Raw genomic sequence first — 12808 nt, forward strand, 5'->3', positions numbered from 1 at the left:
GTCATGAGCGAGCTGTTACTGATAGATGATGACCAGGAGCTCTGCGAGCTGCTGAGCAGTTGGCTGAGCCAGGAAGGTTTCCAGGTGCGCGCCTGCCACGATGGCTTGAGCGCGCGCAAGGCCTTGGCCGACAGCGCCCCGGCAGCGGTGGTGCTCGACGTGATGCTGCCCGACGGCAGCGGCCTGGAGCTGCTCAAGCAATTGCGCAACGACCACCCGGAGCTGCCGGTGCTGATGCTTTCGGCGCGGGGCGAACCCCTGGACCGCATCCTCGGCCTGGAATTGGGCGCCGACGACTACCTGGCCAAGCCCTGCGACCCGCGCGAACTCACCGCGCGGCTGCGCGCGGTATTGCGCCGCAGCCACCCGGCGGCCGTGTCCAGCCAACTGGAACTGGGCGACCTGTGCTTCAGCCCGGTGCGCGGCGTGGTCAGCATCGATGAGCAGGAGTTCACCCTCACCGTCTCCGAAAGCCGCCTGCTGGAAGCATTATTGCGCCAGCCCGGCGAACCGCTGGACAAGCAGGAACTGGCGCAGATCGCCCTGGGCCGCAAGCTGACCCTTTACGATCGCAGCCTGGACATGCACGTCAGCAACCTGCGCAAGAAGATCGGCCCGCACCCGGATGGCCGGCCACGGATCGTGGCGTTGCGCAGCCGGGGCTACTACTACAGCCTCTAAGTCCCCTTCGCTCCTGCAGGGTTTTGTCAGTTCACAACAAAACCCTCTTTACCCAAGCTTTACCCACACCTGACCGCCGCTGACCTTGATCTCCGTAATCTACTCACATCCGGACTCACCGGAATAGAGACAGGAGAATCACCATGCGCAAGACCCTTATCGCTTTGATGTTCGCCGCCGCCCTGCCGACCGTTGCCATGGCCGCACTGCCAGAAGGCCCAGGCCCGATGGGCGGCCCTGAAGGGCACATGATGGGTGGCCCGGGCCACGGCGGTGAACACGGTCCGCGCGGCAAAGGCGGCCCCTTCAGCCAACTGGACCTGAGCCGCGAACAGCGCGAGCAGATCGGCAAGCTGATGGGTGACCAATGGCACGCTCGCAAAGACCTGGTCAAAAAGTACCTGGACAAACTCCCGGCCGCCGACCAGAAAGCCATGCAGGATGAAATCGCCGCCGGCAAGCAGAAGACCCAGGCCGATATCCGCGCGGTGCTCAAGCCTGACCAGCAGAAGAAGTTCGACGAGATCGTCAAGAAGCAAGAACAGCGCCGTGCAGAATGGAAGGAATTCCAGGCCTGGAAAGCGCAACAGCCGCAAAAAGCGCAATAATGCACCCGCGTTAACACTCCCAGCCCAGTGGCCACCGCCACTGGGCTTTTCCTGTTTGAGGGTTTCCTGTGCGTTCATTGTTCTGGCGCATCCTGGCCAGTTTCTGGCTGGCCATCGCCCTGGTTGCCGGGTTGTCGATCCTGCTTGGGCACATGCTTAACCAGGATGCCTGGATTCTCAGCCGCCACCCCGGCCTCAATAACCTCGCGCAAGAGTGGACCCAACTCTACGAAGCCCAGGGCGAGGATGCTGCCCAGGACCTGCTGCAACAGCGCAAGCGCCAGTACCACATCGACGTGCAAGTGCTCAACGAAAGTGGCGAGCCGGTGGTGCGCGGCACCTTCCCGCGCCGCGCCGCCGCCTTTGAAGCCCGACAGAACGACAGCAAGGAAGGCCATCTGCCCTGGCGACGCCTGACCGCCGAGTACACCAGCGAGAAGACCGGCGACACCTACCTGTTGATCTACCGCATCCCGCACCCGGAGCTGGACGAGTGGCACCGCAGCAGCCTGACATGGCCCTTGAGCGCACTTACGATTGCCCTGGTGGTGCTGACCTTGTTCAGCCTGTTCGTCACCTTGTCCATCACCCGCCCACTGAGCCGCCTGCGCGGCGCCGTGCATGACCTCGGCCAGGCCACCTACCAGCAGAACAGCCTGGCGCAACTGGCCAACCGCCGAGATGAGTTCGGCGTACTCGCCACCGACTTCAACCGCATGGGCGCACGCCTGCAAAGCCTGATCGGCAGCCAACGCCAACTGCTGCGCGATGTGTCCCATGAGCTGCGCTCGCCCCTCGCGCGCCTGCGCATCGCCCTGGCCCTGGCCGAGCGCGCCAGCCCCGAAGAACGGGAAAAACTCTGGCCACGCCTGACCCGCGAATGCGACCGCCTGGAAGCGCTGATCAGCGAGATCCTGGTACTGGCCCGCGTCGATGCCGACAATGCCAGCGCCGAAGACGTCGACCTCATCCCCCTGCTCAAAACCCTGCAAAAGGATGCCCAACTCAGCGCGCCGGACCAGGTGGTGCAACTGAGCACCGATGCCGACCTGCAACTGAAGGGCTGGCCGACCATGATCGAACGGGCTGTGGATAACCTGCTGCGCAATGCCCAGCGCTTCAACCCGCCGGGACAGCCCATTGAATTGCACGCCCAGCGCCAGGGCGAACGTATCCTGATCAGCGTGCGCGACCATGGCCCCGGCGTGGACGCCGAACACCTGAGCCAACTTGGTGAACCGTTCTACCGCGCTCCCGGCCAGACCGCCCAAGGCCACGGCCTGGGCCTGGCGATCGCGCGACGCGCGGCCGAACGCCACGGTGGCAGCCTGATCCTGGCCAATCACCCAACCGGTGGTTTTATCGCCAGCATCGACCTGCCGTTGGAACCGGGAGTTGTCACGCCGGTGTGATGATCTTCTATAGTGGCCCTTCTCTTACGGAGGGCCTTTGATGACTGACCTGCTGACTCCCATCCAAGCCGCACTCGATCTACCCCACACCCCGCTGACCTTCACCGAGGCTGGCGCCCTGCCCTCGACCTTCGCCGTCACCGAACTGGCCAGTGCCAGCATCGGCGCCGCCGGGCAGGCCGTCGCCCAGTTGATCCGGCAACAGACCGGGCGCCTGCCCGACGTGACCGTGGACCGGCGTCTCGCCTCTTTCTGGTTCTCGTCCTCGATCCGCCCGCTGGGCTGGCAAGTGCCACCGTTGTGGGATCCGGTGGCCGGCGATTACGCCAGCGCCGATGGCTGGATTCGCCTGCATACCAACGCGCCTCATCACCGTGCCGCCGCCGAACGGGTGCTGGGCACGGTCGCCGACCGCGCCGGGATGGCCGGCAAGGTCGCGGCGTGGAACGCGGCAGAACTGGAACAGGCGATTGTCGACCAAGGTGGCTGCGCCGCGCAGATGCGAGCCTGGCAAGCCTGGCAGCAACATCCGCAGGGGTTGGCGGTGAACGCCGAGGCGCTGGTCCAACGCCAGGCCTTCGAAACCACGACCGACAAACCCTGGCACGGTTCGCTGGCACGCCCGCTGGCCGGCCTCAAGGTGCTGGACCTGACCCGCGTATTGGCCGGCCCGGTGGCCAGTCGTTTCCTTGCCGGCCTCGGCGCGGATGTCCTGCGCATCGACTCACCGACCTGGAACGAACCCGGCGTAGTCCCGGAAATGACCCTGGGCAAACGCTGCGCGCGCCTGGACCTGAAAACACTCGAAGGCCGGCGGGTTTTCGAGCGTTTGCTCAGGGACGCCGACATCCTGTTCCACGGTTACCGCGCTGACGCCCTGGAGCACCTGGGCTACACCGCCCCCGAACTGCAACACCTCGCCCCCGGCCTGATCGACGTCAGCCTCAACGCCTACGGCTGGAGCGGCCCATGGCGTAATCGCCGGGGCTTCGACAGCCTGGTGCAGATGAGCAGCGGGATCGCCGAGGCCGGCATGCTCTGGAAACACGCGGATAAACCGCTGCCGCTGCCGTTGCAGGCGCTGGATCACGCGACCGGGTATCTGATGGCGGCCAGTGCGATTCAGGCGCTGGGCGAACGGTTGCAGTCGGGGCGCGGTGGTTCGGCGCGGTTGTCGTTGGCGCGCACCGCAACGTTACTGGTGCAAGCAGGCCAAGTGCCCGAGCAACCGGCGTTGCGCGAGGAAGAACCAGGGGATCAAGGCCTGGTCGTCGAACAGACCGCCTGGGGCCAGGCCCATCGGCTGCTGCCCCCGCTGACCATCAGCGGTACGCCATTGCAATGGGATTTGCCGGCGGGAGAATTGGGCTCCCACCGGCCTCAATGGTGACTTGACGGCCGCTAGCGGCAGCAAGCCCCATCACAACGACAACACCCCGCTGTACAACCCATACGCCGCCAGCCCCGCGCCGGCGATCACGCAGCTGAAAATGCCTTTCTCAACATGGGTGAACAACGGCTGGCCCTGTTCGCGCTTGGCCAGGGCGAACAGGATCACGCCCGGTGCATACAGCAGCGCCGACAGCAGCAGGTATTTAAGGCCCCCGGCGTAGAGCAACCATACGGCGTAACCCAGGGCGATCAACCCCACCAGCAGGTCCTTGATGCGATGGCGGTGGGCACCTTCATAGGTTTCACCGCGCCCGCTCAGCAACACCGCGTAAGCCGCCGACCACAGGTAAGGCACGAGGATCATCGACGACGCCAGGTAGATCAGGGTGGTGTAGGTGCTGTGGGAAAACAGCGTAATCACCAGGAAGACCTGGATCATCACATTGGTCAGCCACAGAGCGTTGACCGGCACCTGGTTGGCATTTTCCTTTTTCAGGAAGGCCGGCATGGTCTTGTCATGGGCGGTGGCATAGAGGATCTCGGCACACAGCAGCGCCCAGGACAACAAGGCACCCAGCAGCGACACGGCCAGGCCGATACTGATCAGCAACGCGCCCCAGGGCCCGACGATATGCTCGAGCACACCGGCCAGGGACGGGTTTTGCAGGCCGGCCAGTTCCGCCTGGCTCATGATGCCCAGGGACAGCACATTCACCAGCACCAACAGCGCCAGCACGCCGAGAAAGCCGATCACCGTGGCCCGCCCCACGTCCGCGCGCTTCTCGGCCCGCGCCGAATACACGCTGGCGCCTTCGATGCCGATAAACACAAATACCGTGACCAGCATCATATTGCGCACCTGGTCCACCACACTGCCGAATTGCGGCTTTTCCAGGCCCCAGATGTCAGCCGTGAAGATATCCGCCTTGAACGCCACGGCGGCGATGACCACGAACATCAGCAGCGGCACCAGCTTGGCCACGGTGGTGATCTGGTTGATGAACGCGGCTTCCTTGATCCCGCGCATCACCAGGAAGTGCACGGCCCACAGCAGCAACGATGCGCAGCCGATGGCCACCGGCGTGTTGCCTTGGCCGAAGATCGGGAAAAAATAGCCGAGGGTGCTGAACAGCAACACGAAATAACCGACATTGCCCATCCACGCGCTGATCCAGTAACCCCAGGCCGATGAAAAACCCATGTAGTCGCCGAAACCCGCCTTGGCGTAGGCGTAAACCCCGGAATCCAGTTCCGGCTTGCGATTGGCCAGGGTCTGGAAGACGAAGGCCAGGGTCAGCATGCCCACGGCGGTGATCGCCCAACCGATCAACACCGCGCCCACCTCCGCGCGCGCGGCCATGTTCTGCGGCAACGAGAAAATCCCCCCGCCGATCATCGAGCCCACCACCAGGGCAATCAGGGCGCCAAGCCGAAGTTTCTGGGTCGGTTGAGACATGCAGACTCCTGAATAAGATTTGAGCAGACAACCGTGCACTCAACTAATTAACTCAGCGAGTGTAGCGTTTATTAAAGACAGCGATAAAACCGCCACGCTCATAACTCAACGGCATGACAGTTTTTATAGTTTAGGCTTATTTAGATTTTAAATACGCCGAATACTTTGTCGCTTCCAAGCTATTTATTGTCGCCGTTGCGAAAAGTTTGCACATTCGGGAAAACGGGCTAGTTTCAAACGTCCATACGCAGCACTAAATGATTGACCAAACCGCAGAGATCGCTCTGGAAAGCGCCTTTGCGCGGAAAACTATTGCCCAGGACTTTCCAGTCTAAGTCATTAATTCACAATGGAATGTGCCAATGAAGTGATCTGAGTCAGCTGTTTGCTTAGCGCACGGAATTATTCTGTGGTCTCTCTTCTCCTGCATTGGAGTTATGCGATGTCTGAATCTCCCGGAAAACTTCGATTGGGTGCACTGGTTGCACTTGTGGTCGGCTCAATGATTGGCGGCGGGATCTTCTCTCTGCCGCAAAACATGGCCGCCAGTGCCGATGTTGGCGCGGTATTGATCGGTTGGGTAATTACTGCCGTGGGCATGCTGACCCTGGCATTTGTCTTCCAGACCCTGGCCAATCGCAAACCTGACCTGGACGGCGGCGTCTACGCCTATGCCAAGGCCGGCTTCGGTGACTACATGGGCTTTTCGTCGGCCTGGGGTTACTGGATCAGCGCCTGGCTGGGCAACGTCGGTTACTTCGTCCTCCTGTTCAGCACCCTCGGTTACTTCTTCCCGATCTTCGGCGAAGGCAATACGCCTGCGGCGGTGATTGGCGCGTCGGTCTTGCTGTGGGCCGTGCACTTTCTGGTGCTGCGCGGGATCAAGGAAGCGGCGTTCATCAACCTGGTGACCACCGTCGCCAAGGTGGTACCGCTGGTGCTGTTCGTGTTGATCGCCGTGTTCGCCTTCAAGCTGGACATCTTCACCGCTGACATCTGGGGCGTGAAAAACCCGGACCTGGGCAGCGTGATGAACCAGGTGCGCAACATGATGCTGGTCACCGTGTGGGTGTTCATCGGTATCGAAGGCGCGAGCATCTTCTCGGCACGCGCCGAAAAACGCAGCGACGTCGGCAAGGCCACCGTGATCGGTTTTATCACCGTGCTGCTGTTCCTGATGCTGGTGAACGTGCTGTCCCTGGGCATCATGACTCAACCGGAGCTGGCCAAGCTGCAGAACCCGTCGATGGCCGCCGTGCTGGAGCATGTAGTGGGCCACTGGGGTGCGGTGCTGATCAGCGTCGGCTTGATCATCTCGTTGCTGGGTGCGCTGCTGTCGTGGGTGCTGCTGTGTGCGGAGATCATGTTCGCCGCCGCCAAGGACCACACCATGCCGGAGTTCCTGCGCAAGGAAAACGCCAACCATGTGCCGGCCAACGCCCTGTGGCTGACCAACGCCATGGTCCAGATATTCCTGGTGATCACGCTGTTTTCCGCCAGTACCTACCTGTCGCTGATCTACCTCGCCACCTCGATGATCCTGGTGCCTTACCTGTGGTCGGCGGCCTATGCGCTGCTGCTGGCGGTACGCGGCGAAACCTACGAAAACGCCCTCAAGGAGCGCAGGAAGGACCTGTTTATCGGCGCGATCGCACTGATCTACGCGGTCTGGCTGCTCTATGCCGGCGGCACCAAGTACCTGCTGTTGTCCGCCCTGCTCTATGCCCCCGGCGCGATCCTGTTCGCCAAGGCCAAGCATGAACTGGGCAAACCGATTTTCACCAACGTCGAGAAGCTGATTTTCGCCGCAGTCGTCATTGGCGCCCTGGTGGCTGCCTATGGCCTCTACGACGGCTTCCTGACTCTGTAACTGATGTTCACTGGAGGATCTGTAATGACCACGGAAAAAGTGAAGTACGGCGTACATTCCGAAGCCGGCAAACTGCGCAAAGTCATGGTGTGCTCCCCAGGCTTGGCCCACCAGCGGCTGACCCCTAACAACTGCGATGAACTGCTGTTCGATGACGTGCTCTGGGTAGCCCAGGCCAAGCGCGACCATTTCGACTTCGTGACCAAGATGCGCGAACGGGACATCGATGTGCTGGAAATGCACAACCTGCTGACCGATATCGTTGCCAACCCCGAAGCCCTGGACTGGATCCTGGAACGCAAGATCACCTCCAACACCGTGGGCCTGGGCCTGGTCGAGGAAGTCAGCTCCTGGCTGCGCAGCCTGGAGCCACGCAAGATCGCCGAGTTCCTGATCGGTGGAGTGTCGGCCGATGACCTGCCGAGCAGCTTCGGTGGCAAGACCATCGAGATGTTCCGCGACTTCCTCGGCCACGCCAGTTTTATCCTGCCGCCGCTGCCCAACACCCAGTTCACCCGCGACACCACCTGCTGGATCTACGGCGGCGTAACGCTCAACCCGATGTACTGGCCGGCGCGACGCCAGGAAACCCTGCTGGCGAGCGCCATCTACAAATTCCACCCCGAATTCACCAACGCAGACTTCCAGATCTGGTACGGCGACCCCGACCAGGAACACGGTGCCGCCACGCTCGAAGGCGGTGACGTCATGCCGATTGGCAATGGCGTGGTGTTGATCGGCATGGGCGAGCGCTCGTCCCACCAGGCCATCGGCCAACTGGCGCGCAACCTGTTCAAGAACAAAGCGGTGGAACGGGTGATCGTTGCCGGCCTGCCGAAGTCCCGCGCGGCGATGCACCTGGACACCGTGTTCAGCTTCTGCGACCGCGACCTGGTGACCATCTTCCCAGAAGTGGTCAACCAGATCGTGCCCTTCACCCTGCGCCCTGACGAAAGCAAACCCCACGGCATCGACATTCAGCGGGAGAAAACCAACTTCCTCGAGACCGTGGCCGCAGCGCTCAACCTCAAGGCCCTGCGCGTGGTCGAGACCGGCGGCAACAGCTTCGCCGCCGAACGCGAGCAGTGGGACGACGGCAACAACGTGGTGGCCGTGGAGCCTGGCGTAGTGATCGGCTACGACCGCAACACCTATACCAACACCCTGCTGCGCAAGGCCGGCGTGGAAGTCATCACCATCAGCGCCGGTGAACTCGGCCGTGGCCGTGGCGGCGGCCACTGCATGACCTGCCCGATCATCCGCGACCCTATCGACTATTAAGGAGATTCCATCATGGCTTTCAATATGCGCAACCGCAGCCTACTGTCGCTGATGCACCACACCACCCGCGAACTGAATTACCTGCTGGACCTGTCCCGCGACCTCAAGCGCGCCAAATACACCGGCACTGAGCGTCCGCACCTGCAAGGCAAGAACATCGCGCTGATCTTCGAAAAAACCTCGACCCGCACCCGTTGCGCCTTCGAAGTGGCGGCCCACGACCAGGGTGCCCACGTCACCTATATCGACCCGGTGTCATCGCAGATCGGCCACAAAGAAAGCATGAAAGATACCGCCCGCGTACTCGGTCGCATGTTCGACGCCATTGAATACCGCGGCTTCGAGCAGGAAATCGTCGAAGAACTGGCCAAGTTCGCCGGCGTGCCGGTGTTCAACGGCCTCACCGCCGAATTCCACCCGACCCAAATGATCGCCGACACCCTGACCATGCGCGAACACAGCGACAAGCCGCTGCATGACATCAGCTACGCCTACCTTGGCGACGCGCGCTACAACATGGGTAACTCGCTGCTGATGATCGGCGCCAAGCTCGGCATGGACGTGCGCATCGGCGCGCCGAAAGCCCTGTGGCCCCATGAAGACTTCATCAAACAGTGCCAGGCCTTCGCCGAGGAAAGCGGCGCACGCATTACCATCACCGAAGACCCGAAAGAAGCCGTCAAAGGCGTGGACTTCATCCACACCGATATCTGGGTGTCCATGGGTGAGCCGGTGGAAGCGTGGGACGAACGCATCGAGCAACTGCTGCCGTACCAGGTCAACGCCAAGATGATGAAAGCCTCGGGCAACCCTCGGGTGAAATTCATGCACTGCCTGCCGGCGTTCCACAACAGCGAAACCAAGGTCGGCAAGGACATCGCCGCGCGGTATCCGAACCTGGCCAATGGTGTGGAAGTGACCGAGGACGTCTTCGAGTCGCCGGCCAACATCGCCTTTGAGCAGGCGGAAAACCGCATGCACACCATCAAGGCGATCCTGGTGTCGGCACTCGCGGATATCTAAAGGCTACACGGTCAAATGTGGGAGGGGGCTTGCCCCCCTCCCACATTGGCCTCTGTGTTCACACCTATAGAAGGATTGCATTATGCGCATCGTCGTAGCCCTGGGGGGCAACGCCCTCCTGCGCCGTGGTGAACCCATGACCGCAGACAACCAACGCGCCAATATCCGTATCGCCACCGAACAGATCGCCAAGATCCATGCCGGCAACGAACTGGTCATCGCCCACGGCAATGGCCCGCAGGTCGGCCTGCTGTCGTTGCAGGCGGCAGCCTACACCAGCGTTTCGCCGTACCCGCTGGACGTGCTCGGTGCCGAGACCGAAGGCATGATCGGCTACATCATCGAACAGGAACTGGGCAACCTGCTGGACTTCGAAGTGCCGTTCGCCACCCTGCTCACCCAGGTGGAAGTGGACGCCAAGGACCCGGCCTTCCAGAACCCGACCAAGCCCATCGGCCCGGTGTACTCCAAGGCCGAAGCGGAAAAACTCGCCGCCGAGAAAGGCTGGGCCATCGCCCCGGATGGCGATAAATATCGCCGCGTCGTGGCCAGCCCACGGCCCAAACGCATCTTCGAGATTCGCCCGATCAAATGGCTGCTGGAAAAAAGCGCCATCGTGATCTGCGCCGGTGGTGGCGGCATTCCGACCATGTACGGTGAAGACGGCAAGCTCAAGGGCATCGAAGCCGTGATCGACAAAGACCTGTGCTCCTCGTTGCTGGCCGCGCAACTGGACGCCGATTTGCTGGTGATCGCCACCGACGTCAACGCCGCCTTTATCGACTTCGGCAAGCCGACCCAGAAAGCCATCGGCCAGGCCCACCCCGACGACATGGAAAAACTCGGCTTCGCCGCTGGTTCCATGGGGCCCAAGGTACAAGCCGCCTGCGAGTTCGCCCGCCAGACTGGCAAAACCGCGGTGATCGGTTCACTCTCGGACATCGAAGCCATCGTCCAGGGCAGCGCCGGCACACGCATCAGCACGGCGACACCTGGCATCACCTATCTGTGAAGTAGAGGAGATACGCCTATGGCCACCTTTGAACCCGGTCACCTGCACGTCGAACGTCACGCGCTGAACAAGGACGACTACAGCTACAACCTGTGTATCGACTACGAAGTCAGCCAGGACCCAAAGGAAGGCAAGGGCATGCTGTTCAAGCTGCACGGCTCGGTGCAGGGCAAGGACCTCAAGGAAGAGTTCTTCTTGCCCAAGGACCAGGCATTCGACTTTGCCCGGCATGCGATGAACATCGCGCAGAAGTATGGGATGCCGAAAATGGCAGTACTCAATGGCTCGATGCACAAACAGTACGACCTGATGTTCGAGGATGTACGGCATCAACTGGATGTGAAATCCGGGGACCCGATCAAGCCTGAACACTTGGAATAACCCGAAGCCCCCGACACCAACACTCAAATGTGGGAGCGGCTTGCTCGCGAATGCGGTGTGTCAGTCAGCAATTTTTTCACTGACGCACCGTATTCGCGAGCAAGCCCGCTCCCACATTTTTGATCTCCATCACCTGTCAGGCATACTGGCCACCCTCAGTACGCCAGAACCAACATTCGCCCCATGCGTATCCACGTCAGCTTTATCGACCGCGTCGGCATTACCCAGGAAGTCCTGGCCTTGCTCGGTGGGCGCAATCTCAACCTGGATGCGGTGGAAATGGTGCCGCCCAACGTCTATATCGATGCGCCGACCCTCAGCGCCGACGTGCTCGAAGAGCTGCGTGACGCGCTGTTCAGCGTGCACGGCGTACAGGCAGTGACGGTGGTGGACATCCTCCCCGGCCAACGCCGCCACCTGCAACTCGATGCCCTGCTGGCAGCCATGACCGACCCGGTGCTGGCCCTGGACAGTGCGGGCAAGATCCTGCTGGCCAACCCGGCGCTGATCGCGCTGTACGGTCGCGAACCGGCCGGGGAAAGTATCGCCGAGCTGTTCAATGACCCGGCCTTGCTGGACACCTTGCTGGAAAACGGCTTTCGCCTGCCCCTGCGTGAAATCAGCGTCAACGGCCAGACGTTTTTGCTCGACGCCACGCCGATCACCGATGCCGGCGCCCTGCTCACCCTGTACCAACCCAACCGCATCGGCGAACAACTGTCGGCGCTGCACCACGATCATGCCGAAGGCTTTGATGCGCTGCTGGGCGAATCCCCGGTGATCCGCACCCTCAAGGCACGCGCGCAACGGGTGGCCGCGCTCGATGCGCCGCTGTTGATCCAGGGCGAAACCGGCACCGGCAAGGAGTTGGTGGCGCGGGCCTGCCACGCCATCAGCGCGCGTCACAGTGCGCCGTTTTTGGCGCTGAACTGCGCGGCGCTGCCGGAGAATCTCGCCGAGAGTGAATTGTTCGGCTACGCCCCCGGCGCCTTTACCGGTGCCCAACGCGGCGGCAAGCCGGGGCTGATGGAGCTGGCCAACCAGGGCACGGTGTTTCTCGATGAAATCGGCGAAATGTCGCCCTATTTGCAAGCCAAGCTGCTGCGTTTTCTCAACGACGGCAGCTTCCGCCGGGTGGGCGGCGACCGCGAAGTGAAGGTCAATGTGCGCATCCTCAGCGCCACCCACCGCGACCTGGAAAAAATGGTCAGCGAAGGCACCTTCCGCGAAGACCTGTTCTACCGTCTCAACGTGCTCAACGTCGAAGTGCCGCCCCTGCGTGAACGCGGCCAGGACATCCTGCTGCTGGCCCGCTACTTCATGCAGCAGGCCTGTGCGCAGATCCAGCGCCCGGTGTGCCGCCTGGCGCCCGGCACCTATCCGGCGCTGCTGGGCAACCGCTGGCCGGGCAATGTGCGCCAGCTGCAGAACGTGATCTTCCGCGCCGCCGCCATTTGCGAAAGCAGCCTGGTGGACATCGGTGACCTGGACATCGCCGGCACCTCCGTGGCGCGCCAGAACGACGGCGAAGTCGATAGCCTGGAACAGGCCGTCGAGGACTTCGAGCGCAGCCTGCTGGAGAAACTCTACGTCAGTTACCCCTCGACCCGGCAGCTGGCCAGCCGCCTGCAAACCTCACACACCGCCATCGCCCACCGCTTGCGCAAGTACGGCATTCCCGCAAAACCCTGA

Annotated in this window: 11 protein-coding genes; 10 read left to right on the forward strand and 1 reads right to left on the reverse strand. The window is 62.1% G+C overall.

Annotation, left to right across the window (positions count from 1 at the left end; all coding sequences use genetic code 11):
• Positions 1–3 precede the first annotated feature (3 nt).
• The 4 genes from BM416_RS17925 to BM416_RS17940 all read left to right on the forward strand — a co-directional run bounded on the left by BM416_RS17925 (position 4) and on the right by BM416_RS17940 (position 4091).
• Positions 4–681, forward strand: coding sequence for a response regulator transcription factor (locus tag BM416_RS17925; protein ID WP_027605566.1), 678 nt, complete (start codon positions 4–6; stop codon positions 679–681).
• A 143-nt stretch (positions 682–824) separates the two neighbouring features.
• The gene (locus BM416_RS17930) at positions 825–1289 is read left to right on the forward strand and encodes an LTXXQ domain protein (protein ID WP_027605565.1); all 465 of its coding nucleotides are present in this window, start codon (positions 825–827) and stop codon (positions 1287–1289) included.
• A 68-nt stretch (positions 1290–1357) separates the two neighbouring features.
• The gene (locus BM416_RS17935) at positions 1358–2701 is read left to right on the forward strand and encodes a sensor histidine kinase (protein ID WP_092488927.1); all 1344 of its coding nucleotides are present in this window, start codon (positions 1358–1360) and stop codon (positions 2699–2701) included.
• Between the two features lie 40 nt (positions 2702–2741).
• Positions 2742–4091, forward strand: coding sequence for a CoA transferase (locus BM416_RS17940; protein WP_092488928.1), 1350 nt, complete (start codon positions 2742–2744; stop codon positions 4089–4091).
• 30 nt (positions 4092–4121) lie between these two features.
• Here BM416_RS17940 and arcD (BM416_RS17945) read toward each other — a convergent pair whose 3' ends face one another.
• The gene (arcD, locus tag BM416_RS17945) at positions 4122–5549 is read right to left on the reverse strand and encodes an arginine-ornithine antiporter (RefSeq protein ID WP_092488929.1); all 1428 of its coding nucleotides are present in this window, start codon (positions 5547–5549) and stop codon (positions 4122–4124) included.
• A 442-nt stretch (positions 5550–5991) separates the two neighbouring features.
• Here arcD (BM416_RS17945) and arcD (BM416_RS17950) point away from each other — a divergent pair, with 442 nt between their 5' ends.
• The 6 genes from arcD (BM416_RS17950) to BM416_RS17975 all read left to right on the forward strand — a co-directional run bounded on the left by arcD (BM416_RS17950) (position 5992) and on the right by BM416_RS17975 (position 12808).
• Positions 5992–7419, forward strand: a complete 1428-nt coding sequence (gene arcD / locus BM416_RS17950) for an arginine-ornithine antiporter (RefSeq protein WP_027605561.1) — start codon at positions 5992–5994, stop codon at positions 7417–7419.
• A 24-nt stretch (positions 7420–7443) separates the two neighbouring features.
• Positions 7444–8700, forward strand: coding sequence for an arginine deiminase (arcA, locus tag BM416_RS17955; RefSeq protein WP_027605560.1), 1257 nt, complete (start codon positions 7444–7446; stop codon positions 8698–8700).
• 12 nt (positions 8701–8712) lie between these two features.
• Positions 8713–9723 carry an ornithine carbamoyltransferase gene (locus BM416_RS17960; protein ID WP_064453904.1) on the forward strand — a complete coding sequence of 337 codons (1011 nt, stop codon included), beginning with the start codon at positions 8713–8715 and terminating at the stop codon, positions 9721–9723.
• Positions 9724–9805: 82 nt separating this feature from the next.
• Positions 9806–10735, forward strand: coding sequence for a carbamate kinase (gene arcC, locus BM416_RS17965; protein WP_092488930.1), 930 nt, complete (start codon positions 9806–9808; stop codon positions 10733–10735).
• Between the two features lie 18 nt (positions 10736–10753).
• A complete protein-coding gene (locus tag BM416_RS17970) occupies positions 10754–11116 on the forward strand; it encodes a DUF5064 family protein (protein WP_065925907.1) in 363 nt (120 codons plus the stop codon).
• Between the two features lie 183 nt (positions 11117–11299).
• On the forward strand, positions 11300–12808 hold the full coding sequence (locus BM416_RS17975; RefSeq protein WP_092488931.1) for a sigma-54-dependent transcriptional regulator: 1509 nt from the start codon (positions 11300–11302) through the stop codon (positions 12806–12808).

Source organism: Pseudomonas sp. NFACC42-2 (assembly GCF_900116055.1).
Classification (GTDB): Bacteria; Pseudomonadota; Gammaproteobacteria; order Pseudomonadales; family Pseudomonadaceae; genus Aquipseudomonas; species Aquipseudomonas marginalis.